At 38.8% G+C, this 22,887-nt stretch carries 21 protein-coding genes; 13 read left to right on the top strand and 8 right to left on the bottom strand.

Features of this window, described 5'->3' with window-relative positions; genetic code table 11:
* Nucleotides 1-16: 16 nt before the first annotated feature.
* Nucleotides 17-601 (bottom strand): Maf family nucleotide pyrophosphatase, encoded by a 585-nt coding sequence (locus tag IEE83_RS21880; RefSeq protein ID WP_194122619.1) that lies wholly within the window; start codon nucleotides 599-601, stop codon nucleotides 17-19.
* Between the two features lie 177 nt (nucleotides 602-778).
* Here IEE83_RS21880 and IEE83_RS21875 point away from each other — a divergent pair, with 177 nt between their 5' ends.
* Both IEE83_RS21875 and IEE83_RS21870 read left to right on the top strand, forming a co-directional pair.
* Nucleotides 779-1,243 carry a MarR family winged helix-turn-helix transcriptional regulator gene (locus tag IEE83_RS21875; protein WP_194122618.1) on the top strand — a complete coding sequence of 155 codons (465 nt, stop codon included), beginning with the start codon at nucleotides 779-781 and terminating at the stop codon, nucleotides 1,241-1,243.
* Nucleotides 1,244-1,285: 42 nt separating this feature from the next.
* The gene (locus tag IEE83_RS21870) at nucleotides 1,286-1,903 is read left to right on the top strand and encodes a YceI family protein (RefSeq protein ID WP_194122617.1); all 618 of its coding nucleotides are present in this window, start codon (nucleotides 1,286-1,288) and stop codon (nucleotides 1,901-1,903) included.
* A gap of 77 nt (nucleotides 1,904-1,980) precedes the next feature.
* Here IEE83_RS21870 and IEE83_RS21865 read toward each other — a convergent pair whose 3' ends face one another.
* Nucleotides 1,981-2,439 (bottom strand): type I restriction enzyme HsdR N-terminal domain-containing protein, encoded by a 459-nt coding sequence (locus IEE83_RS21865; RefSeq protein ID WP_194122616.1) that lies wholly within the window; start codon nucleotides 2,437-2,439, stop codon nucleotides 1,981-1,983.
* A 50-nt stretch (nucleotides 2,440-2,489) separates the two neighbouring features.
* Between IEE83_RS21865 and IEE83_RS21860 the strand changes: the two genes are divergently transcribed.
* A complete protein-coding gene (locus IEE83_RS21860) occupies nucleotides 2,490-3,260 on the top strand; it encodes an AMP nucleosidase (RefSeq protein ID WP_194123511.1) in 771 nt (256 codons plus the stop codon).
* A 9-nt stretch (nucleotides 3,261-3,269) separates the two neighbouring features.
* Here the strand turns inward: IEE83_RS21860 and IEE83_RS21855 are convergent, their stop codons facing one another.
* Nucleotides 3,270-4,658, bottom strand: coding sequence for a glycoside hydrolase family 140 protein (locus IEE83_RS21855; protein ID WP_194122615.1), 1,389 nt, complete (start codon nucleotides 4,656-4,658; stop codon nucleotides 3,270-3,272).
* 195 nt (nucleotides 4,659-4,853) lie between these two features.
* On the opposite strand from IEE83_RS21855, the gene IEE83_RS21850 reads away from it, so the two are divergent.
* Nucleotides 4,854-5,225, top strand: coding sequence for a globin domain-containing protein (locus IEE83_RS21850; protein ID WP_194122614.1), 372 nt, complete (start codon nucleotides 4,854-4,856; stop codon nucleotides 5,223-5,225).
* 276 nt (nucleotides 5,226-5,501) lie between these two features.
* Nucleotides 5,502-5,666, top strand: coding sequence for a hypothetical protein (locus tag IEE83_RS21845; protein WP_194122613.1), 165 nt, complete (start codon nucleotides 5,502-5,504; stop codon nucleotides 5,664-5,666).
* A gap of 17 nt (nucleotides 5,667-5,683) precedes the next feature.
* On the opposite strand, the gene IEE83_RS21840 is transcribed toward IEE83_RS21845, so the two are convergent.
* The gene (locus IEE83_RS21840) at nucleotides 5,684-6,490 is read right to left on the bottom strand and encodes a glycerophosphodiester phosphodiesterase (protein WP_194122612.1); all 807 of its coding nucleotides are present in this window, start codon (nucleotides 6,488-6,490) and stop codon (nucleotides 5,684-5,686) included.
* A 223-nt stretch (nucleotides 6,491-6,713) separates the two neighbouring features.
* Between IEE83_RS21840 and IEE83_RS21835 the strand changes: the two genes are divergently transcribed.
* The gene (locus tag IEE83_RS21835; protein ID WP_194122611.1) at nucleotides 6,714-8,129 is read left to right on the top strand and encodes a CCA tRNA nucleotidyltransferase; all 1,416 of its coding nucleotides are present in this window, start codon (nucleotides 6,714-6,716) and stop codon (nucleotides 8,127-8,129) included.
* A 96-nt stretch (nucleotides 8,130-8,225) separates the two neighbouring features.
* Nucleotides 8,226-8,426 (top strand): hypothetical protein, encoded by a 201-nt coding sequence (locus IEE83_RS21830; protein ID WP_090334525.1) that lies wholly within the window; start codon nucleotides 8,226-8,228, stop codon nucleotides 8,424-8,426.
* On the opposite strand, the gene IEE83_RS21825 is transcribed toward IEE83_RS21830, so the two are convergent.
* The gene (locus IEE83_RS21825; RefSeq protein ID WP_194122610.1) at nucleotides 8,423-9,733 is read right to left on the bottom strand and encodes a DUF2851 family protein; all 1,311 of its coding nucleotides are present in this window, start codon (nucleotides 9,731-9,733) and stop codon (nucleotides 8,423-8,425) included. The genes IEE83_RS21830 and IEE83_RS21825 overlap by 4 nt on opposite strands.
* Before the next feature lie 134 nt (nucleotides 9,734-9,867).
* On the opposite strand from IEE83_RS21825, the gene mtgA reads away from it, so the two are divergent.
* Complete coding sequence (gene mtgA / locus IEE83_RS21820) at nucleotides 9,868-10,554, top strand: monofunctional biosynthetic peptidoglycan transglycosylase (protein ID WP_194122609.1); 687 nt, start codon at nucleotides 9,868-9,870, stop codon at nucleotides 10,552-10,554.
* Between the two features lie 21 nt (nucleotides 10,555-10,575).
* Here the strand turns inward: mtgA and IEE83_RS21815 are convergent, their stop codons facing one another.
* Nucleotides 10,576-11,571 carry a 2-hydroxyacid dehydrogenase gene (locus IEE83_RS21815; RefSeq protein ID WP_194122608.1) on the bottom strand — a complete coding sequence of 332 codons (996 nt, stop codon included), beginning with the start codon at nucleotides 11,569-11,571 and terminating at the stop codon, nucleotides 10,576-10,578.
* A gap of 41 nt (nucleotides 11,572-11,612) precedes the next feature.
* Nucleotides 11,613-12,545, bottom strand: a complete 933-nt coding sequence (locus IEE83_RS21810; RefSeq protein WP_194122607.1) for a hydrogen peroxide-inducible genes activator — start codon at nucleotides 12,543-12,545, stop codon at nucleotides 11,613-11,615.
* Nucleotides 12,546-12,736: 191 nt separating this feature from the next.
* Between IEE83_RS21810 and IEE83_RS21805 the strand changes: the two genes are divergently transcribed.
* The 5 genes from IEE83_RS21805 to IEE83_RS21785 all read left to right on the top strand — a co-directional run bounded on the left by IEE83_RS21805 (nucleotide 12,737) and on the right by IEE83_RS21785 (nucleotide 19,804).
* The gene (locus tag IEE83_RS21805; RefSeq protein WP_194122606.1) at nucleotides 12,737-14,227 is read left to right on the top strand and encodes a catalase; all 1,491 of its coding nucleotides are present in this window, start codon (nucleotides 12,737-12,739) and stop codon (nucleotides 14,225-14,227) included.
* A gap of 334 nt (nucleotides 14,228-14,561) precedes the next feature.
* Nucleotides 14,562-14,873, top strand: coding sequence for a hypothetical protein (locus IEE83_RS21800; RefSeq protein WP_194122605.1), 312 nt, complete (start codon nucleotides 14,562-14,564; stop codon nucleotides 14,871-14,873).
* A gap of 287 nt (nucleotides 14,874-15,160) precedes the next feature.
* Nucleotides 15,161-16,948, top strand: coding sequence for an STN and carboxypeptidase regulatory-like domain-containing protein (locus IEE83_RS21795; RefSeq protein ID WP_228101928.1), 1,788 nt, complete (start codon nucleotides 15,161-15,163; stop codon nucleotides 16,946-16,948).
* A 1,052-nt stretch (nucleotides 16,949-18,000) separates the two neighbouring features.
* Entirely contained in the window at nucleotides 18,001-19,053 is a 1,053-nt protein-coding gene (locus IEE83_RS21790; RefSeq protein ID WP_194122604.1) for a hypothetical protein, read from the top strand.
* A gap of 241 nt (nucleotides 19,054-19,294) precedes the next feature.
* Nucleotides 19,295-19,804, top strand: coding sequence for a CHRD domain-containing protein (locus tag IEE83_RS21785; RefSeq protein WP_228101927.1), 510 nt, complete (start codon nucleotides 19,295-19,297; stop codon nucleotides 19,802-19,804).
* A gap of 65 nt (nucleotides 19,805-19,869) precedes the next feature.
* On the opposite strand, the gene alaS is transcribed toward IEE83_RS21785, so the two are convergent.
* Complete coding sequence (gene alaS / locus IEE83_RS21780; RefSeq protein WP_194122603.1) at nucleotides 19,870-22,518, bottom strand: alanine--tRNA ligase; 2,649 nt, start codon at nucleotides 22,516-22,518, stop codon at nucleotides 19,870-19,872.
* Nucleotides 22,519-22,887 lie beyond the last annotated feature (369 nt).

Raw genomic sequence — 22,887 nt, 5'->3', positions numbered from 1 at the left:
ATCTGAAAGCCGGATTTCAGCTTTGTGTTATCAAAAACGGTTTTAATAATTGGTAAACAACATGAACCGGAAGTCCCATAATGGTATAAAATGAACCTTCGATCCTATTAATACCCACCATGCCGATCCATTCCTGAACTCCATAGGCACCGGCTTTATCAAACGGTTTATAATGTTCAATATAATAGTTTATTTCGGTATCTTCTAATGTCCGGAACGTGACAAGCGCCGTATCGGAAATGGTATAAACATGATCGTCCGCCAATAAACTAACGGCCGTTGTAACTTCATGTGTATTTCCGGATAGCATTTTTAACATTCTCACCGCATCCGGAATATCTTGTGGTTTGTTTAAAATGGTTTCTCCAACAATAACGACGGTATCAGCTGTCAGTATAATTTTTTCAGGATGAAGATTTCTGAAAACTTCTGCTTTTTGTGAAGAAATGTATCCGGCGACTTCATGCGTTGGAATATTATCAGGGAAAGATTCATCGGTTGGGAGTACTTCTACTTCAAAATCAAATCCGGTTTCCTGTAATAATTGTTTTCTGCGAGGGGAATTGGAAGCCAGAATCAACGGCTTTGATAACTGAAACATATTTTGTTAAAATAATTTATCATTTTAAGTATTTGATAGTAAGTGTGTTATGTTATATGAGTATAATTTCTCACAAATATCCGCAAATACTTTTTACAAACTGGAACTTAAATTGAACAAATACATGTTTCAACATTATATGTATATACACAGTATTGCATTTCAACGAATTAAGCTATGTCTATTGAAACCGATATAAAACAAAAAAGATTTCGAAGCCCATATCAGAAGCTGGGACTCAACCTGGTTTTTACCAGTAACTGGATCCAGTATCAGCAGATGGAGATTTTTCGGGAGTTTGATATTACTTCACAGCAATTTAATGTTTTGAGGATTTTAAGAGGGCAACATCCTAATCCGATCAAAGTAAGTGACATCGCCGAAAGGATGCTGGATAAAAATTCTAACACTTCGCGACTGATTGATAAGCTGCTTCTTAAAAAACTGGTTGACAGAAAATCCTGCCCGAATGACCGCCGCGCTGTGGATGTCATTATTACCGAAGAAGGTTTGGATTTATTAAAAAAACTGGATCCGGAAGTTGAAAAGTGGGAAGATAATATGACTGGGATCACACCGGAAGAAGCGGATCAGATCAGTTTATTGCTCGATAAATTACGTAATTCAAAAAACAACAATTAATACAAATAACAAACAATCAATTTAAATTAAATCATGACTACAATGAATTCTCTAAAATCGTTTGCTGCTTCTGTTGCAGTTTCTTTGTTCGCATTTACAGCTGTTAATGCTGCTGACGGAAAAGTTAAAGCTACAAACCTTAAAGTTGATGTTGCTAAAAGCGAACTTATCTGGACAGGTAAAAAAGTAACTGGCGAACATACTGGTAAAATTTCTTTGAAAGAAGGTACTGTAATTATGGACGGTACTAAATTGTCTGGGGGTAAATTTATTGCAGATCTTACAACGATCACCAATACTGACCTTACAGACAAAGAATACAATGGAAAATTAATCGGTCACTTGAAATCTGACGATTTCTTTGGTGTTGAAAAACACCCAACTGCAACTTTTGTTACCACAAAAGCTGTTGCTAAAAGTGCTGGTGTTTACGACGTAACTGGTAATCTTACTATCAAAGGAATTACAAAACCTGTAACTTTCCCTGTAACTGTTAAACCAACTGCAACTGGCGCTGACATCACTGGTAAATTGGTAATTGACCGTTCTAAATTCGACATTAAATACAATTCAAAATCGTTCTTTGACGCTTCTGCACTTGGTGACAAATTGGTTAACGACGATTTTACTTTGGATATTAAATTGGTTGCAGTTAAATAATTGCATCAAAATATTTGAGTAACCCTCTTTGAAAAAGCCTGCCGACAATGTTGTTGGCAGGCTTTTCTTTTTTAGGGCTAAAATTCTTCTTTATTCCATTCTCTATAAAATGGAAAATCGTCCAGAAATTTGACCTGACCATTTTCAACCTTGAAACAATAATGGCTCATGCCATTTGTGACTGCCAGATATGCTGGCTGCAAAGTGAAATTATAGCGGCTGATTTGGGCAAAAGTGATGTCATTTACAGGAATAAATGGCGCTTTGCATTCAACCAGAAGAAAAGGCAAACTGTCTTTCGAGAGTATCATTATATCCGTCCTTTTGGCCAGCGTATGATATTTCATACCCGTTTCAATGGCAAAAAGCGCCTTGGGATATCCGTAGTGATTTATTAACAAATGAATAAAATGTTGCCGAACCCATTCCTCAGGCGTTAGAGAGACAAATTTTCTTCGTATAATGTCAAAAATATAAGGTTTCCCGCTTACATCTTTAACTTTATATTCGAAAGCAGGCAAATTTAATGATTCCATAGGCGAAGATAGTCATCACAGTCAGTGATGCCAATAAACCCAAAAAAATGATGACAACGAAGGAACAAATTGTAGAAAACTGGCTTCCGCGGTATACCGGGACAGCAGTGGAAGATTTTGGAAGTTATATACTGCTTACCAATTTTTTTAATTACGTGACCATGTTCGCGGAAAAGTTTGGGGTTGAAGTGAAAGGCACAGGACGGGCAATGCAAACGGCTACCGCCAATGATATCACCATTATCAATTTTGGTATGGGAAGTCCGATGGCGGCGACGGTTATGGATTTGCTTTCTGCCATCAATCCCAAAGCTGTACTTTTTCTTGGGAAATGTGGTGGATTGAAAAAAACGCAGGTTGGAGATTTGATACTTCCCATTGCGGCCATCCGCGGAGAAGGTACGAGCGATGATTATATGCCAAGTGAAATTCCGGCACTGCCTTCTTTCCGTTTGCAAAGTACGGTTTCTGCGAGTATTGCCAAACACAAACTGGATTACTGGACGGGTACAGTTTATACAACCAACCGCCGGATCTGGGAGCATGATGACAGCTTCAAAGAATATCTTCGTGACATCCGCGCCATGGCCATTGATATGGAAACGGCTACCATTTTCATTGTTGGTTTTGCCAATTCAATTCCACACGGTGCTTTGCTTTTGGTATCTGACAACCCGATGGTTCCGGAAGGTGTTAAAACCGAGGAAAGTGATAAAAAAGTAACGACCAATTATGTCACAACGCACCTGGAAATCGGTATTGAATCCTTAACCGAACTGGCCAGATCCGGCGAATCTGTAAAACATTTGCGTTTCGAATAAGCGTTGTTTTTATTTTCCCCAGGGTTTTGTTGAATCGGCAATCACCAATATCCAGTCGGTTCCAGGACCGGCGGCATAGGGTTTAAATTCGGTCACTGCGTCATTTTTGATGTTTCCAATCTTAACTTTTGTCTCGTCTCTTGGATTAAACCAATAGGCATTTAATGATATAGAAGTAAATTGACTCAGGTCGATTTTAAAGCTGCGGCCGTAAGGCGTGTAAGCAACTAGCAGATCTTTATTTTTAGAAAAGGCTGAAATTTGATAACCAGCATCTTCCGGATTGTCATTTTTAATGATGGACTGATCCGGAACGAGTGTTGTCCATGGCAGAGATTCCAGAAATTTCTTCATGTAGCCCACCTGGAAGGCGCCGGGAAAATCAACGGCAACTTTCCAGTTTGTCTTGGCAACTGAAACCGGCGGATTTCTGTCGTAGTTGAAAAACTGCCAGATATCATGACAGCCATATGTATGTCCGCAGGCACCTGAAAGTACCGCCCAATAGGCCGCTTGTCTGGCGTCAAAATCATTGAAATAACCCACTTCGGGTTTCCAGTTAATCGGATGATCTTCGTAACGTGGTTCGCCATCGAGCGTTGGTTTTGGTGGAGAAAGATTATAATCGTTACGAATCATCAAATAATTTTTACTGTTTCTTTCACTATGGCCGGATTGGAACATATTGACATTCAGCCAGTTTTCTTTGTGAAAATATTTCGAAGAATAACTTGCACCACTAGGATGATAACTCATAATCTGCTCATTCCCGACAGCCGCTTTTATTCCGGCAACCATTGCTTCAATGATTTTTGTATGAGTTTCATTTTCAGGACTTCTGTCTCCCCCAAGAATCCAGATGATCTTTTTGTTTTTAAATTTCTTGCCCAAATATTCTCCATAAATTCTTGCGTTTTCAGGTGTGAAAATCTCTGGCCCAACACCCCATTTTTTATTGAATTTGTCGCCCCAGGTAGGTAAAAATCCAACATACAATCCGAGCTCATTTGCCTTATCAATGACCTTTTCAACATGTTGAAAATACAACTCATTCGGTTTTGTCGGATCGTTATTGATTAAAGGCAATTGTCCCTGTTGGTCTGGCTGAATGAGTCCGTCAAATTCTGCAAGTGCTACACTTTGAATCACATTAAATCCTTTTGCCGCCCTGTTTTTAAGATATAATTCAGCTTCGTCGAAAGTTAAACGGTGGAATAATTCCCAGGCTGTGTCGCCCAGCCAGAAAAATGGTTTTCCATCTTCCTGCATTATATAACGGCTGTCTTTCGGTACCGATAGTTTTTGTAATTTGACAGATGTTGACGATTGTTTTTTCTGGGCGAAATCATGATGCCAGATTATTAAAGAAAATAGCAGGAGAATAAATTTTTTGTACATTTTTATATCATTAAACATCACGAAATGAAATCGGCATAACGCGATTTGATTTATTTAAGTACAAAGAAATTGGATGTAAAAGAATACTTATTTCTTATTCAAAATTCAGTACAAGAGATGTGGTTGCATCATGATATCTGTCATAAGCAGGAAATTTTACTTGTGGAAGGAAATATTTAATACGAATTTTGAACCATGGAAGGACTATCATTATACGACCGTATAGGCGGGGAAGAAACTTTGAGATTGTTGACGGATCGTTTTTATGATCACGTGTTTGCACATGAGCTCATCTCCCGACTTTTTAAAAGCGATAAAGATGAAATCAAGGAAAAACAGCGCCTCTTTCTCACCCAATTTTTAGGCGGTCCTGCTTTATATTCAGAAGTGTTTGGTCACCCCAGATTAAGAGCCCGCCATATTCCACATCCGATTACAGAAGAAGATGCAATTGCGTGGCTAACATGCATGGACAGAGCAATTTCGTCTCTGACAATCAGTGATGATCTGAAAAAAGAACTTTTCAGCCGGTTTCCACAATCCGCTTTGTTTATGGTAAATAGCTAATTTACAGGCTTATTTAATAATCTTACTTTTTTACAAAAAATAATTTCTTTAATCTATTTATTAACAACTATTTGAAAATCAAATAGTTGTTAATATCTTTGTTTTGCTCTCCGTTATTAAATAATCTAAAAGTTACTATTTCAATAATTTTTAGACTATTTTTGATTTATTTAAATTCCTCCTCGATCTAATCCAAGAAATTAAACGTATATCAACATATAAGTGACATGGGATGTCACAATTACCAAGTTTTCACGGTAAATCCTATCTATTAGCATGATCATCATTACTGAGTTTTTAATACGTACGCTTCTTGGAATTGTATTGCTGGCCGCATTGGTTATTACAACGGTTCTTTTGGGGCCAGTACATTTGACCATTATGTTGTTATCCGGGTCGCTTTTTCAAAAGGCAAATATGAAATCCCAGTGGGTTTGGTGATAGGAATTTCCCTTTTTCTATTTTAGAAAAACTGCGAACTCAGAATCAATCTGAAAATATTTTACTCCAAAAGACATCATTTTGCCGCAATCGTCTTTTGCTTCCTTGTACATATTCTCTGAATTTTTGTAATGGTATTTGTTGATTGCCGCAACAGTCAAAATTCCGTTATCCTTTGCCCAGTTAACATCGTCTTGTGTAATTTTTGCCGGACGTTCAAACAGGAAATAATGTCCTGGTTTGTAATCTTTCCTGGTTTTATTTTCTTCAAGCTGTTTTCTTGTACAGCTAAGTTTTATTTTGCCGGTAAAAAATTCCGTAGAAGCATCTGTACCGATCATTAACGCATTTTCCCGTAAATGATATTGATCAAGCAGTGCCAACAGTTGGTTAAATACTGCTGTGTTCGGTCCTTCAATTTTATTATCCAGCATTACATTCATCTTGTTTTTACTGCAAAATTGAAAAACCGTTTCCAGTTTTAACGGAGCATTTCCATCCAGTTTACTGGAAAGTTTTTGAATTTCTGCCCAGTTCATGTCTGTAACTTTTTCTTTCAATCCATAGTATCTTTCAAAATTTGCATCATGGTTAGCAATTAGCACGCCATCTTTTGTAACGCGTACATCCGTTTCAATCATATCATATTTATTTTCCTTTGCTTTTTTCAAAGCAGGAAAGCCATTTTCAGTGAAGGTGCTGTCGACAACTCCACCTCTATGAGCTATTAGATGGATGGTGTTATCCTGAGCATGAACCGTCAGATTGGTCAGAAATAAAAACAGGAGCAGGTATATTGAAAATTTAAGAAAAGGATATTTCATTTTTAAAAGACATTATTAAGGTTCAGGATATATTTTGTCAAAAATCAGTTTTAATTCTGATTCCGCTGCGACTTTTATATGAAATAAATGTAAAGATTTCAAACCTTTTACAGCAGCTTAGGTGACCGGTAAAGAAGAGTAAAAAATTTATGTTGGTTTTAATTTTAAGAAGACGTTAAATTCGTCATAAATGTAAAGAACAAGAATTCCTTACCTTTGCGGCATGAATTTTAAAGAACAGTTAATAAATTACCCGATACTGGAAATAGTAGCCCAGGCTTCGTCAGAGCTGGGTGTTGAAGCATATATAATTGGTGGTTTCGTTCGTGACCTGATACTTAAAAGACCAAGTAAAGATATTGATATCGTTTCCATCGGAAGCGGAATAGAGCTGGCAGAGCTTGTTGCTCAGCAACTTGGACCAGATGTGCATGTAAGTATTTTTAAAACTTTTGGTACAGCACAAATTCGTCAGGGCGATCTTGAAGTTGAATTTGTGGGTGCGAGAAAAGAATCATATAGTCCGGATTCCCGCAAACCTGCGGTAGAAGATGGTACCTTAAAAGACGATCAGAACCGCCGGGATTTCACGATCAATGCCATGGGGATAAGTCTTAGCCGAAGCAATTTTGGTGAACTTATCGATCCTTTTGAAGGCATGCGAGATCTTCGTAAAAAAATAATTCGTACGCCTTTGGAGCCTGGAATTACCTTTTCAGATGATCCGTTGCGTATGATGCGCGCAATCCGGTTTGCTACACAACTTAATTTTGATATTGAACCCGATACTTTTGATGCGATCATCAGCATGAAAGACCGGATCAGTATTGTTTCCATGGAGCGGATTTCGGATGAATTGAATAAAATAATTTTGTCGCCGGTTCCTTCCTATGGCTTCAAACTTTTATATCATGCGGGACTTCTGGCAATCATTTTTCCTGAAATGATTGAGCTGCTGGGCGTTGAAACGATCGAAGGAAAAGGGCATAAGGATAATTTCTATCACACTTTGCAGGTGCTGGACAATGTATCTGAAAATACGGATGATCTTTGGTTGCGCTGGGCCGCTATTTTGCATGACATCGCAAAGCCTGCAACAAAACGATTTGATAAAAAAGTTGGCTGGTCCTTTCATAATCATGAAGAAGTCGGAGCGAGAATGGTCCCGGTGATTTTCAGACGAATGAAATTACCTCAGAATGAAAAAATGCGGTTTGTCAAAAAGCTGGTCAGACTGCATTTACGCCCGATTGTTTTGTCGCGAGAAGAAATAACAGATTCTGCTATGCGTCGGCTTCTGGTTGAAGCCGGAGAAGATATTGAGGCTTTGATGAAACTTTGTCGTGCCGATATTACTTCCAAAAATCCGGATAAGGTCAAAAAGTTTCTTCACAACTTTGATATTGTTGAACAAAAACTGAAAGACCTGGAAGAGCGCGATAAACTGAGAAGTTTTCAGCCTGTGATTACCGGAGAAATAATTATTGAAACTTTTGGATTAAAGCCGTCACGTGAAGTAGGAGTAATGAAAGAGATAATACGTGAAGCAATTCTGGAAGGAATTATTCCAAACGAATACGAACAAGCCTATGCATTTATGGTGGAAGAGGGTAAAAAAATGGGTTTAACGGTTCAATAATGCACTTTTATATTCAATTGATACATTGAATAAATTGAGGTATTCTCTATTTTTGCAGACCTGAATAAATCAAACAAAATCTTCATACTTATTACAATGGAAAGTACACAGTTTAAACGTTTTTTCGGAGCACTTCTGACGTTATTGGGGATTGCTGTTTTGTTGTTTGCCTGTGTCGCATTTCTTTCTGAAAAACCGGTTTTGGGGCTTACCGTTTCAAAATGGGAATCCGTTGTTCCGTTTTTAGTTGGTTCTGTTTTCCTGCTTACCGGTGTAAATTTAGTCAGCAGAGTTTAGGTAGAACGGACCAGCGCGGCGCCCACGGTACATTCCAGACATTTTTTGTTGGTGCAATAATGATTGTACCATTCAATAAGTGACTGGGAATCGGCGGCCGTTTTTACTTTCATTCCCAACGTTTCCCATTCTCTCGTAATTCGGTTGCTTTCTGCTGGGATTTCTGAAAGCAGGTATAATGCTTTATCCAGAAAATCCGGTTGCTGCCGTTGTCTGGAATATGCGACAAGCAGTGGAACCGCAGCATTGATAATCAAGAGATTGATTGCATCTTTTCCCATTACAGGAACATTGGATTTTGACAATTTCCCAAATTGAAAATGGTAAATCCAGTAATCAGATTGTTTGAGACTAAACAAATGATGAAGCGATTTTATATTTTCAGAGGAGGTGATGGAAGAAAATAATGTCCCGTTTCTTGTGATCAGATCTGCAAATTGAGAAATACGTATTGTTGGAAATCCGGCTGGTCGCAAACGCAGAAATTTGAACTCATGATTGTTCATCTTTAAATGGGAAATCCTGTATTTGTTTGCCAAAAATTGATATTCTCTCCGAAGTGTTTCAATGTATAAATCTTCTGTTTCATCAAGCGCTGATTTGTCTGGAATTAACCCGGCACTGCCAAAAAGTAATGCTTCTATTTGAATGGATTGGCTGCGATGTTTTTGCAAGATTTTCAACGGAATGATCTGGGTAAGGCGCAGAAATGCCGGATCATTTAGTTTAAATCCGAAATGCTGTCCAAGCCATTGATAGGCGGTTTCTTCCCAATCCTGCTGATTCTCATGATACAGTTCGAGTACTTTTGATGCTTTTTTTTCAAGTCTTTCCAGTAAGACCCGGTCGAGCATTGAGAATTTCTGTAATTCATTTACGGACGGGAATTGTTCCTGACAAGCAATTCCAGGACTTTCATAGAAATCCTGAGCATGCATTAAAGATGCATATCTATCCAAAATGGAAAGTCGCACCAAACCTTTGAGTGATAAAACCGGCAGCAACGTTTTATCGGGTCTGAAAATTTGAACATCATTTTCCCAAACCACATGCATAATCACGCTTTCATAGGAACCATCCTCGCTATGCTGATGCAGATGCCAGTCAGATGATTTGGTATGGATTTCGACCGTTCCGATCCATTCCACACCATCAATCCGAATTCTCGCATCGGAAAAATCCGGGCCGGCATTCGTATTTTTATGGCCCGTTCGAATTATCTGAATTGTTTCTCCGGCTTCGGTCTGCAAATTAGCCGCGTCGAAATATTGAAATTGCCATATAAAACTGAGCAGATCTTCATTCATAGTCTTGACAGATAGTGTGTGTAGAAAAAATATGGTGTTTCTGGGTCGATATTCTTTGTCCAAACCTTAATAGTTCTGTTCTTTGTACGTGTTTTTGTTGGTTTGGTTTCTTATCCTGAGGAAATAATTATTGTATGCTCCGCCGTTTTCTGTTATATGCGTTTAAATTCCTGATTTACTTTTTTGCTTTTTCCATCATTTGGGTCGTGGTTTTGAAATTTGTTCCTGTGTGGGTAACACCTTTTATGATCTCGCGAAAAATAGATGCGTTTAGAGTAGATGAGGATACTAAAATTTATAAGGATTGGGAATCTTACGATAATATTTCAAAAGAAGCGGCACTGGCCGTAGTTGCCTCCGAAGACCAGAATTTCCCGAACCACTGGGGATTTGATTTCGATGAAATTTATGATGCAATGACTGAGAAGCGGAAACGGGTTCGTGGCGCCAGTACCATTTCACAACAGGTTGCCAAAAATGTTTTTTTGTGGCACGGCAGAAGTTATATCAGGAAGGGGTTGGAAGTTTATTTCACGGTTTTAATAGAATTGATCTGGGACAAACAACGGATTCTGGAAGTATATCTGAATGTGGCCGAAATGGGAAAAATGACATTTGGCGTGGAAGCTGCTTCCCAACGATTTTACAAAAAATCTGCTAAGGATTTATCCCGTTATGAAGCTGCAAGAATCGCAGCGGTTCTGCCTAATCCGGTTCGGTTTTCCATCAAGAATCCTTCCCCATATGTCAATAAAAGGACAAACCAGATTGTACGCCAAATGAAATATCTGGGTGGGAGAAATTATATTGCTGACTTGTAGGGTTTATATTTGAAGTTGAATTCAGCTTTTTATTTCATTCAATAATTCTCGCCCATTCTCAAAATCAGATAAATTGTTCAGGGTAATCGTCGCAATTTCTTCCAGCGCTTCTTTTGTAAAAAATCCCAAATGGCCTGTAATCAAAACATTTGGAAAGGATATAAGCCTCGAAATGACATCGTCCTGGATAACACTTTCCGAAAGATCCTGAAAAAAAAGATCAGCTTCCTGTTCATAAACGTCAATACCGAGATATCCGATTTTTCCTGATTTCAGACCTTCAATCGCATCTTTTGCATTGATTAAAGCGCCTCTGCTGGTATTAATCAGCATCACGCCATTTTTCATTTTTGAAATGGAATTGGCATTGATAATGTGAGCAGTTTCAGGGGTAAGAGGGCAATGCAGTGAGATTACGTCACTTTGAGTTAGTAGCTCATCCAGCTTTTTATATTGAACACCTTTTGAGATTAAATCTGGTGATTCATAAATATCATCATAAGCCAAAACTTTACACCCAAAACCCAGCATTATTTTACAAAAAGAGGATCCAATTAAACCCGTTCCGATTACGCCGACCGTTTTGCCTGATAAATTAAATCCTGTCAGGTTTTCAATAGAAAAATTCCCTTCTCTGACGCGGTTGTAAGCTTTGTGCGTTTTTCTGTTTAGCGTAAGAATTAAAGCAGTTGCATGCTCTGCAACAGATTCCGGAGAATAAGCCGGAACTCTGACTATGCTGACACTTCTGGATTTTGCAGCTTTTAAATCCACATTATTAAAACCGGCACAGCGAAGTGCAATGACTTTTATTCCATTGACGCTTATTATTTCAATCGTTTCTTCATCAATTTTATCATTCACAAAAACACAAACTGCCTCGAATCCTGTCGTCAGACCTGCGGTTTGATTATTTAGAGGGACTTCAAAAAAAGTTATTTCATGCAGGTTATCATCATTAAATCTGTTGAAATATTCTTTGTCGTATGATTTGGTACTGAAAAAGGCGACTTTCATAATCAGGATTTTAATTTTCTGTGACTAATCAAATATGATCATTAATAAATACGCATTTCAACTTTCTTGTCATAAATTTCTCTTGGAGCGTAATCCATGATACCGGTTTTAAGCGCGTCAATCAAGCGTGTTTTTACTTGTTCACGATTCACAACCAGGCACACTTCACGCGCGGGTTCGGGCCATTGAAAATGTCTGATATGTTTTTTTCTTTCTTCCGACAATTCCAGCACAGCCAGTTCAGGAAGAATTGTAATACCTCCATTTTTTTCTACCATACGTATCAGCGTCTCTATACTGCCCGACCGGTACTGAAAGCTGTTTCCAAACTGGCTGCTTCTGCTTAATTCACACAAACGCTGGATCTGGGTTCGGAAGCAATGACCTTCTTCTAAAAGCCATAAATCATTTGGTTCAATATCACCCGGAAGAATATATTCCTTGCTGAACAAATCCGTATTTTCAGAAACATAAGCATAAAATATTTCTTTATACAAAGGAATTTCCTGTAAGCCGCTATCCCCGGATAGTGATGCTACAATGCCTACGTCAAGATTTCCAAGTTTCAATTCGGTAATAATCCGCTCCGTAATCATTTCGGAAACATGGAGACGTATGTTTGGATAATTTTCAATAAAGGGTTGCACCAGATGCGGAAGCAGATACGGAGCAACGGTAGGAATGATACCAATCCGAAGTTCCCCTGACAGATCGCCGTTGAAATGTTTGGCAATTTCGGCCATCTGGCGCGCTTCAAAAAGTATCGTTTTGGCCTGATCAATTATCAGTCTTCCAATGGCTGTTGGAACAATCGGCTGCTTGGTACGATCGAAAATTTTTACACTTAATTCATCTTCAAGTTTTCTTATCATCATCGATAATGTCGGTTGAGTGACATTACAATGTTCGGAAGCCTGAACAAAATGACGATGATTATCAACGGCTACTATATATTCCAGTTGCTGAATATTCATAAAAGTCTGGTGTAGTAATGAGGTAACAAGCAGTTGTCGATAAACTGCTGTCAGTAAGTTTTTTACATTGTGGTATAAACTATATCTATGCAAAGATAGAAACTATCAGTTTGATTTATGATAAAGCGCGCTGTTAATTTGTAGCATACTTCTTCGGGAAGGTTATTAATACAAGTTTAAGTTGAATCATTATGTCAGACGAAAAGAAAAAATTAACCACAGCTTCCGGTAAACCTTACACGGAGCATGAAAATAGTCAGACCGTTGGACCAAGAGGCCCCATTTTATTGCAGGATTTCATTTTGCATGAGAAAATGGCTCATTTTAACCGCGAACGTATACCTGAGCGCGTGGTGCATGCAAAAGGATCCGGCGCATATGGCACTTTCACCGTTACGCACGATATTACAAAATATAGCAAAGCCAAATTGTTTAATGAGATCGGCAAGCAGACCAAAACTTTTCTCCGTTTTTCAACGGTAGGAGGAGAAAAAGGCTCAGCAGATACAGAACGTGATCCAAGAGGTTTTGCTTTGAAATTTTACACTGAGGACGGAAACTGGGATATTGTAGGAAATAATACTCCGGTATTTTTTATCAAGGATCCGAAGAAATTCAGTGACTTCATACACACACAGAAACGTGACCCGCGCACAAATTGTAAAAGTGCTACGATGATGTGGGATTTCTGGTCGTTGAATCCGGAAAGTCTTCACCAGGTTATGATACTTTTCAGTGACCGGGGAACGCCATATAGTTACCGCCATATGCATGGATTTGGAAGTCATACTTTCTCCATGATCAACTCCGAAAACGAACGTGTTTTTGTGAAATTCCATTTCAAAACCCAGCAGAAAATCAAAAATTTTACAGATTCGGAAGCTGGAAGAATGAAAGGAATGGATGCGGATTGGGCACAGCGTGATCTTGTTGATGCAATTGATAATGGTGATTTCCCAAAATGGGATGTGAAAATCCAGGTAATGACGGAGGAGGAAACACAGACTTTTCGCTGGAATCCGTTTGATGTTACCAAAATCTGGCCTCAAGGAGAGTATCCGTTAATTGATGTCGGAACGTTGGAATTAAATCAAATTCCGTCCAACTATTTTGCAGAAGTTGAACAGGCCGCTTTTGCGCCGGCTCACATTGTGGACGGAATTGGTTATTCTCCCGACAAAATGTTGCAGGGACGCCTGCTTTCTTACCCGGATGCGCAGCGTTACAGATTGGGTGCTAATTATGAGCAGTTACCTGTGAACCGTTGTCCTTATGCAACCAACAATTATCAGCGCGATGGTGCGATGCGTCTGGACGGCAATGGCGGCGGATCACCAAATTATTTCCCAAACAGTTTTGATAACATTGAAATAGATTACACCTATAAGGAGCCTGCCGAAAAGATGAATTCTCTGGTAGCTGATTGGTATGATCGTAATGGTGAAAATGATCATTATACCCAGGCAGGAGATTTGTTCAGAAAAGTGTTCAATGACGAAGAAAGAACTACTCAGGTAAATAATTTTTTAGGCTCATTAAAAAATGTTAGCGGACCGAAACGTGAATTGATTTTGAACCGCCAGCTATGTCATTTCTTCCGGGCAGACCCGGAATTAGGCGCACGTATCGCACAAGGATTGGGTATCGAAATTGACGAAAAAATGTTCGCCCACAAAGGTTAAGATTGATTAAAGGAATATATACGTATTTCACAAAGCCATGCGAAGTTTTCGCATGGCTTTGTTTTTTTTTGTTAAAAAAGTATTAAATTTTATTAGTAAAGTAATTTTAAATTTTCTTTCGATTACTGTATAAATTAAAATTGAAGCATTGAAAAACGTGCCTGATTCTGATGGAACGGCTTTTTTAGGTGAAAATGATAAATTACAGCGAGAGAATTGTCTAATAATATTTTAATTACACTTTCAAGATAATTTCAACAAAGATAATTTTTTGGAGTAATTCGTATATTAGCCTTAGTTAATTCCAATGTCACACCTAAAAACAAACTTAGAAATGAAAAATTTAAAGGCGATTATGTTGATTTTGTTCCTTGCCATTACCGGAACAACTTTTGCTCAAACGGCAACGCCCGCAGTAAAAACAACGGTAACCAAGAAGAAAACAGATAAAGACGCAAGCAGCACAACGAAGGTAGATGTTAAAACAAACGCAGCAGCTGCACAGCCAGGTGCCAAATTAAAAAAAGATGGTACGCTTGACAAACGTTATGCTGAAAACAAGAATCTGAAAAAAGACGGAACACCGGATAAAAGATTTAAAGCAAACAAATCCAAAGATTCTTTGAAAGCAGGTAAAAAACCTTGATTTGATGGATTTGGTAAATTAAAAACAGAAAAGGCTGCAAGATTTTTGCAGCCTTTTCTGTTTTAGGCCGTTTTGTTTAAACAATTCTTTCTTTCAGGAATAGGGGTTTGGCTGCGTCAGCTTGTCATTATGTTATATTGCAGATCGTATTGAATACGCAGTGAAGGGAAAAATTAGGACAAATTTTAAGTTTTATGAAGTACAACTTCGATCCCGAATGTTAGATTTCTGGTTGTATCATGATTCGTTTTAGGATGAACCGGACTCATATTTTTTTCAGAGTCAATATGATTGTAGCATTATCCTTGATGCTATCGGTTTGTCATGCCCAGAATTTATTGAATAAAAGCGTTTCCATTTCCGTCAGAAATAAACCGGTTTCTGATGTGTTAAAAATTATTGGAGACCAGGGGAATTTTAGTTTTTCCTACAATAGCGACATTATTCCGGGAGATAGTCTGGTTACAATCACAATGCATTCGAAATCTGTGAAACAGATTTTGGAAATGATGCTCCGGGGAAACTATCAATACAAGGAATCGGGAGATTTTATTATCATACAAAAAACGCCGAAAGAGAAATTTTATCATTTAACAGGACAAATCATTGACAGTGAATCCGGAAAAACTGTGGATTATGCCAGTGTTTATTCCCGGCAACTTCTGGTTTCTTCTTTAACTGATGAGGAAGGTATTTTTAAACTGAAAATGCGTGACAGGAATTTCCCTATATCATTAACAGTCAGTAAAGTAGGTTATGCAGATACTACGATAATTGTAAATTCAGAATTTTCTTTACCTTTAAATATCACGATAAATCCAAAAGCGATTGATCTTGATACACTGATTGTCATATATTCTGAAGGTGGCAACTCCTGGCTAACGAGATTATTTGTTTCTTCCCGCGTGCGTCTGCAAAGCCGGAACATCAGCAGGTTTTTTGTAGCATTACCTTACCAGATTTCTTTGACACCGGGTTTAAGCTCACATGGAAGAATGAGTTCGCAGATTGTGAATAAGCTTTCCATTAATATCTACGGCGGTTATACGGCCGGCGTAAATGGTGTTGAAATTGGAGGTCTTTTCAATATTTCAAAAAAGGATGTAAGGTATTTGCAAATGGCTACAACTTTCAACGCCGTTTCCGGACATTTTACAGGTGTGCAAGTGGTTGGTATTTACAATCAGGTTCTGGATTCCCTGGTTGGCGTACAGATATCGGGCTTTGCGGGTTGGACAAAAGGCAATTTAAAGGGTGTTCAGATGGCTGGAATATTAAACAAAATTTCAGGAAATTTGAAAGGCGTCCAGATTTCTGGTGGCGGCAATATTACAAAAGGAAAAACAAATGGTGGACAAGTCAGCGGAATTTTCAATAAATCCGGAAAGGAAATACACGGGTTTCAGATTGCGGGCGGTGTGAATATTGGAAACGAAAATGTTTTCGGGCCGCAAATCAGCGGAATTGGTAATATTAGTAAAAGGGAAACAAATGGCTTGCAAGTGGGTAGCTTATTTAATTATACCAAAAATTTAAAAGGAGTTCAGATCGGGATCGTCAATCTGGCTGACAGCTCGTCTGGTTACAGTTTTGGATTGCTTAATATTGTGAAGAAGGGTAAAGGTGCAATTGTAGTTTACGGAAATGAAATATTGCCCTTAAATCTGGCCTGGAAATCGGGAAGCAAAAAGCTCTATAATATTTTCACGATCGGCTCTTCGATAGGAGGCAGCAAGGCTTATACATTCGGTTTCGGTATTGGAAGGGAGTTTAAAATCAGTAAGAATTTAACACTGAATACTGAAATTACGGATCAAAATATCTATTTGGGAAGATGGAGAGATCTGCCGGTACTGTATCGTTTCCAAACCGGATTAAATATCAAACTAAATAAATCGCTTACACTGAGTGCCGGACCTGCTTTCTCTATGTTTTATTCAGAACAAAAAGAATTTAACAGCAACTATCAATCCTTTTCTGATAAAGGATTTTTACGGTTTAAAATGAGCCGGAATACGCAGGCATGGTTGGGCTGGCAAGGTGGGCTGAGTTGGAATTATGGGTCAATTTTCTAGAAAGTAGCTATGGCTAAAGCCGGAAAGTTTTTATATACTCCCGACCCCAGGTTGAAACCTGGGGTTAATTTTTGTGGATTATTGCTGAGACTTTGTGTGATTTTTAAGCCTAATCACTAACCTAGGTTTAAACCCTGGATTGCCAGAAATCCAACCATTTAGCCCGCAGTTCTATCAAGCTTTTTTTCTGATTTATCCTCCGTTATCCAATACAGATCTTTCCTTCACAGAAGGATTTTTAAGCTAAACACTAACCCAGGATTTTAACCCTGGGTTGCCAGAAATCCCAACCACGTGTCCGGGCTTTAACCCGCAGTTTTATCAAGCTTTTTTCTTATTTATCTTTCCGGCATCCTATACAGATTTTTCCTTTTCCAGAAGGATTTTAAGCCATATCATTAACCCAGGGTTTCAACCCTGGGTTGCCAGAAATCCCAACTACGTGTCCGGGCTTTAGCCCGCAGTTTTATTAAGCTTTTTGTCTGATTTATCCTCCGTTATCCAACACAGATCTTTCCTTCACAGAAGGATTGTTAAGCTAAACACTAACCCAGGTTTTCAACCCTGGGTTGCCAGAAATCCCAACTACGTGTCCGGGCTTTAGCCCGCAGTTTTATCAAGCTTTTTTTCTGATTTATCCTCCGTTATCCAACACAGATCTTTCCTTCACAGAAGGATTTTTAAGCTAAACACTAACCCAGGATTTCAACCCTGGGTTGCCAGAAATCCCAACTACGTGTCCGGGCTTTAGCCCGCAGTTTTATCAAGCTTTTTTCTGAGTTATCTTTCCGGCATCTTGCACAGATATTTCCCTTTCCTGGAAGGCTTTTTAAGCCAAAACACTAACCTAGGGTTTCAACCCTGGGTTGCCAGAAATCCCAACCAACTTCCGGGCTTTAGCCCTCATCATTATTGGAAAATTTTCGTATGAAATGAGGGTATCGCGGCCATCAATTGTCTAAAATATATACAGCGATCAGAAATAAATTGAAGGCCTGCAATTTCTACATTCTGTCTGCCGTGGTTTTTGCTACCTTTTAATTTCTGACAAAATGAATATCTATTTCAAATCTTATAAAATATCTCTGGCCATTGGTTTCTTCTTTATCGGTTTTTCAATTTCAGCATTGGCACAAGAAGAAAGAACACGTTTGATGCACATTGGATTAATTTATCCCATCAGCTCCAACGGCTTGAATGCTGCTGAATTTACAAACAAACTTTCCCTGCATGCCATCGGAGGTGTCTCAAAAAATGAAACAGGAGTTGCCATTTCGGGTGTAACAACAATTATAAAAGAAAATGCAAAAGGCGTTCAGATCAGCGGAGTAGCCAACGTCATTGGCGATTCTGCCGACGGAGTTCAGGTTGCCGGTTTTATGAATCTCATCCGTCATAATGCGAAAGGATTACCTGTTGCAGGTTTTCTGAATTTAAGCGAAAGTGCAGGCGCAGCGCAGGTTGCCGGATTCAGCAATATTACCCGTGAGTCTGTTAAAGGTGTACAAGTATCCGGATTTCTGAACAAAGCGAAAGATGTGAATACGCAGATTTCAGGGTTTATGAACATTGCAAAAAACGTTAAGGGCGTACAGATTGCGGGTTTGATCAATATCGCGGATAGCAGCGATTATACAATTGCACTATTGAATTTTGTAAAAAACGGTGAAAAATCGGTCGGAATAATCGTGGATGAAACGGCCACCACAATCGCATCATTCAGATCTGGCGGGAGAGTTTTGTATGGCATAGTCGGTGTTGGTTATAATTTCAAAAGTGATAATAATTCATTGTATGGCTTTGAGACAGGTTTAGGGGCGCATATTTTAGTCGCAGAAAAATTCAGGGTGAACGCCGAGTTAGCAAACCTGATGTTATCCGATTTTAAAAGTGGCGATTATCTCAAACATACATTACGTATACTGCCAGCGTTTAAGTTTGCGGATAGGTTAGAAGTTTTTGCCGGACCGTCGATAAATTATGTCGATTATTCCAAAGGAAAAGGTGAAGACTTGACAAGTCATTATTTATGGAAAAAGAAAAGTGAAAAGGATTTTAAAGGACTTTATCTTGGATTTAACGTTGGTGTTCAATACATTTTTTAGCAGGATTTGCTGGATCCAAAAATGTGGAACGATACTAATTTTCATATTAATATTCATTAACATTTAAGATGTCATCATTTTGTCGCCTAATTCAGCAAAAAGAGTACTTAATCTACAAATTGTTGATTATCTGATATTTGGTTAAACCTTAGCTTTTATACACTTAGCCTTTTTCCAAGAATTGGTATTGTTTTTTACTGACCATCCGTTGATAACCAATTTTCCACTTAATTCAACGAGTATGAACAGATTGACAAGTATGAAGAAATTTGCGTTTATAGGTATTTGCGTATTAGGGGTGGCGTGGGGCTGTAAAGATGACGATGACGATGTAACACCACCAGTAGATGTTTTGCCAACTTTAAAAGTTACCACCACACTTTCAGGAGCGAACGAAAGGCCTGCAAACACATTAACAGCTACCGGTACAGTGGACGGAACGTTGGATCAGGAAACCAACATTTTGAAATTAAATATTGCTTACAGCGACACCGCCACCTCGGATTCAACCGCGGGAGATTCTACCACTGCTTTTATACCAACTGCATGGCATATTCATAAGGGAGCCGTTGATTCCACTGGTGCAGTAGTAATAGATTTCGGAACAACATTTACCAATCCATTCGCATTTACAGATACGCTTACGGCAGATCAGGTTACCGATTTGAAGGCCGGTCTGTACTATGTCAACATTCATACAAAGGAATATCCAAACGGAGCTATTCGCGGGCAATTGTCAGCGAAGGAATAATTAAAGTAAGGCACGAAAAAAGCGGAACCTGTTCAGGTTCCGCTTTTTTCGTATATCGGCTACTGTTAAAATAAACCTTTTGCTTTTTCAAGCGCCTTATCAAGACCGCTCGCATCTGAACCTCCCGCTGTTGCAAAGAAAGGTTGTCCACCTCCACCACCACGAATTTCTTTTGCAAGATCTTTGACAATACTGCCGGCATTCAAACCTGAACTCTGAACCACATTTTCAGCAATAAATACTGAAATCTGAGGTTTTCCGGCAATTTCTGTTCCGAATACCGCGATTAGATTTTCAACCTGATCACGAAGTTCGTACGAAAGTTGTTTCAGAGAATCTGCACTTGGCACATTTACTTTTTCAATTATAAGATTGAAAGTTTGGTAACTCTTCACATTGTCAAGCAGATGTAATTTCAAAGTCTGGATTTTTTCATTTTCCAAACCTTCAATGCGTTTTTGCAGTTGAGTACGCTCTTCAAGCAAATTTTCAACAGCTTTTACAATGTCCTTAGGACCTTTTAAAAGCTCTTTTATCTGTGTCAGAGTTTCTTCCTGCTGACGCATTATTTCCAATGCTTTTTCACCAGTAACGGCTTCTACACGACGAACACCGGCTGAAACTGAACCTTCCGAAATAAATTTGAAAACACCAATTTCACCCGTAGAAGGAATGTGCGTTCCTCCGCAAAGTTCAAAAGAAAATTCAGGGTCAAAGATGATTACTCTTACAAAATCGCCATATTTTTCACCAAAAGTTGCTGTCGCGCCCATTGCAATTGCTTCCTGAATCGGTACATTGGTCATTACTTTTAATGGAATGTTCTCACGGATTTTTTCATTAACGCGATCCTCGATTTTCTTCAATTCCTCATCGGTAACTTTTGAAAAATGTGAAAAGTCGAAACGTAATAATTCGTCGTTAAGATAAGATCCTTTTTGTCCGATATGCGTTCCCAAAACTTCACGCATCGACGACAACATCAAGTGCGTAGCCGAGTGGTTTGCTTTAATTTTATTTCTACGTTCCTCGTCAATATGGGCAACAACTATACCAGCATTTTGTAAAGCATCGTCAAGGTTTTTATCTTTTGAAATATGAACAAAAAGATCGTTTTCCTTTTTCGTATCAGTAATATTGACAACTTTGGATTCACCGTTTGCATTGAAATGAAGCGTGCCGGTATCTCCAACCTGTCCACCCATTTCAGCATAAAAAGGAGTGCGGTCCAGAACGATATGATATTCGTCGCCGGTTTTGGTTTTTACCTTGCGGTATTTTACAATATGGCTGTGTGTTTCTTCAAAATCGTAACCCAAAAATTCAACACCATCTGATTCACGAAGTTCAATCCAGTCAGTAGCTTCCTTGGCTGCATCCTGGCGTGATCTAGCTTTTTGCGCTGCCAATGCATCCTGGAATCCTGCTTCATCAATAATAAAACTTTTTTCCCTTGCGATCAGCGCCGTTAAATCTACCGGAAAACCGAAAGTATCACTCAGTTCAAAAACTTCATCACCAGCAATGACATTCGTTTCTTTTTCTTTTAACGAAGTCATAATGATATCAAGACGTTTCAGTCCTGATTCAAGTGTACGTAGAAAACTTTTTTCTTCTTCCAGAATAACGCGGGTAACAAATTCTTCTTGAGAAGTAAGTTCAGGGAAAACGTCCTTGAATTGATCCGAAAGAACCGGAATCAGCTTATGGAAAAACGGTTCAGAAAAACCTAAATAGGAATATCCGTAACGAACCGCACGGCGCAAAATCCGGCGAATCACATAACCCGCTTTTACATTGGAAGGCAGTTGTCCGTCCGTAATTGCAAAGGCAACTGCACGAATATGATCAGAAATAACGCGCATGGCGATATCCGTAAAAGGCTCATCGCTACCATAAGTTTTTCCTGATAATTTTTCCAAAACCTGAATTGTATTCTGGAAAACGTCCGTATCATAATTTGACATTTTTGCCTGAACTGCCATACAAAGGCGTTCAAAACCCATTCCGGTATCTACGTGCGTAGCAGGCAAAGGAATCAAAGAACTGTCTGCTTTACGCTCAAACTGCATAAATACAAGGTTCCAGATTTCAACTACCTGAGGGTGATCATTATTGACCAGGGATTTTCCGGAAATTAAATCCACATCTGCCTGCGGACGCAAATCGATATGAATTTCGGAACAAGGTCCGCATGGGCCGGTATCGCCCATTTCCCAGAAATTGTCTTTTTTATTACCAAGAATAATGCGGTCTTCACCAACAATCGGTACCCACAAATCCCATGCTTCCTGGTCAAAAGGAACGCCGTCTTTCGCATCGCCCTCAAAAACAGAAACATAAAGTCTCTCTTTGGGAAGTTTATAAACTTCGGTCAGTAATTCCCAAGCCCAGCTTATCGCTTCCTTCTTGAAATAATCTCCAAACGACCAGTTTCCCAGCATTTCAAACATTGTGTGGTGATAGGTGTCAAACCCAACATCCTCTAAATCATTATGTTTACCTGAAACGCGAAGGCATTTTTGTGTATCCGCAATGCGGCGTGAAGGCGGTGTGCCATTACCCAAAAAGAAATCTTTGAACTGGGCCATTCCTGAGTTGTTGAACATCAGGGTTGGGTCATTCTTAGCTACCAAAGGAGCCGAAGGAACAATAAGGTGATCTTTACTACGGAAAAAATCCAGAAAAGACTGGCGTATCTGATGCGAAGTCATTGTATGTAATTTGGTACTAAATCTCTGTGAAAATGTCCGTAAAGTTAGTGAAAAATGCAATTTGGTAATTACGACCACGTTATTAATTACCAACTTAGGCGTTTAGCTCCTTTTTGCTTTCATTTTTATTCTTCTGCACGACTGATTCAGGACTTGACTTTATATGGCAATCGGTCTATCTTTTTTAAAACTTTTAGCGTTTACAGGAAATCGAACAAGTCCAAAGTTAAAATTGTGCTTATCTTTTTGGGCGGATGATGCTCGGAATTATAAATCTGTTTTTATTACAATAGAGTATAAAAGCAAATGATCTTCCTTTTTTAAATAATCAACAAGTAAAGATTGACACCAAGTAAAATTTTTAAATAA

Origin of the sequence: Dyadobacter subterraneus, from assembly GCF_015221875.1 — a bacterium.
Classification (GTDB): Bacteria; Bacteroidota; Bacteroidia; order Cytophagales; family Spirosomataceae; genus Dyadobacter; species Dyadobacter subterraneus.
Note: the sequence above shows the minus strand (reverse complement) of the source record. Positions and strands in the feature narration are given on the sequence as shown.

What these genes read in the sequence shown, in the direction of transcription:
- IEE83_RS21795 (WP_228101928.1), top strand. Translation starts at nt 15,161, where the DNA reads ATGATTGTAGCATTATCCTTGATGCTATCGGTTTGTCATGCCCAGAAT.
- IEE83_RS21870 (WP_194122617.1), top strand. Translation starts at nt 1,286, where the DNA reads ATGAATTCTCTAAAATCGTTTGCTGCTTCTGTTGCAGTTTCTTTGTTC.
- IEE83_RS21785 (WP_228101927.1), top strand. Translation starts at nt 19,295, where the DNA reads ATGAACAGATTGACAAGTATGAAGAAATTTGCGTTTATAGGTATTTGC.
- IEE83_RS21800 (WP_194122605.1), top strand. Translation starts at nt 14,562, where the DNA reads ATGAAAAATTTAAAGGCGATTATGTTGATTTTGTTCCTTGCCATTACC.
- IEE83_RS21825 (WP_194122610.1), bottom strand. Translation starts at nt 9,733, where the DNA reads ATGAATGAAGATCTGCTCAGTTTTATATGGCAATTTCAATATTTCGAC.
- IEE83_RS21840 (WP_194122612.1), bottom strand. Translation starts at nt 6,490, where the DNA reads ATGAAATATCCTTTTCTTAAATTTTCAATATACCTGCTCCTGTTTTTA.
- IEE83_RS21790 (WP_194122604.1), top strand. Translation starts at nt 18,001, where the DNA reads ATGAATATCTATTTCAAATCTTATAAAATATCTCTGGCCATTGGTTTC.
- IEE83_RS21815 (WP_194122608.1), bottom strand. Translation starts at nt 11,571, where the DNA reads ATGAAAGTCGCCTTTTTCAGTACCAAATCATACGACAAAGAATATTTC.
- alaS (WP_194122603.1), bottom strand. Translation starts at nt 22,518, where the DNA reads ATGACTTCGCATCAGATACGCCAGTCTTTTCTGGATTTTTTCCGTAGT.
- IEE83_RS21830 (WP_090334525.1), top strand. Translation starts at nt 8,226, where the DNA reads ATGGAAAGTACACAGTTTAAACGTTTTTTCGGAGCACTTCTGACGTTA.
- IEE83_RS21860 (WP_194123511.1), top strand. Translation starts at nt 2,490, where the DNA reads ATGACAACGAAGGAACAAATTGTAGAAAACTGGCTTCCGCGGTATACC.
- IEE83_RS21845 (WP_194122613.1), top strand. Translation starts at nt 5,502, where the DNA reads ATGATCATCATTACTGAGTTTTTAATACGTACGCTTCTTGGAATTGTA.
- IEE83_RS21810 (WP_194122607.1), bottom strand. Translation starts at nt 12,545, where the DNA reads ATGAATATTCAGCAACTGGAATATATAGTAGCCGTTGATAATCATCGT.
- mtgA (WP_194122609.1), top strand. Translation starts at nt 9,868, where the DNA reads ATGCTCCGCCGTTTTCTGTTATATGCGTTTAAATTCCTGATTTACTTT.
- IEE83_RS21865 (WP_194122616.1), bottom strand. Translation starts at nt 2,439, where the DNA reads ATGGAATCATTAAATTTGCCTGCTTTCGAATATAAAGTTAAAGATGTA.
- IEE83_RS21835 (WP_194122611.1), top strand. Translation starts at nt 6,714, where the DNA reads ATGAATTTTAAAGAACAGTTAATAAATTACCCGATACTGGAAATAGTA.
- IEE83_RS21880 (WP_194122619.1), bottom strand. Translation starts at nt 601, where the DNA reads ATGTTTCAGTTATCAAAGCCGTTGATTCTGGCTTCCAATTCCCCTCGC.
- IEE83_RS21805 (WP_194122606.1), top strand. Translation starts at nt 12,737, where the DNA reads ATGTCAGACGAAAAGAAAAAATTAACCACAGCTTCCGGTAAACCTTAC.
- IEE83_RS21875 (WP_194122618.1), top strand. Translation starts at nt 779, where the DNA reads ATGTCTATTGAAACCGATATAAAACAAAAAAGATTTCGAAGCCCATAT.
- IEE83_RS21850 (WP_194122614.1), top strand. Translation starts at nt 4,854, where the DNA reads ATGGAAGGACTATCATTATACGACCGTATAGGCGGGGAAGAAACTTTG.
- IEE83_RS21855 (WP_194122615.1), bottom strand. Translation starts at nt 4,658, where the DNA reads ATGTACAAAAAATTTATTCTCCTGCTATTTTCTTTAATAATCTGGCAT.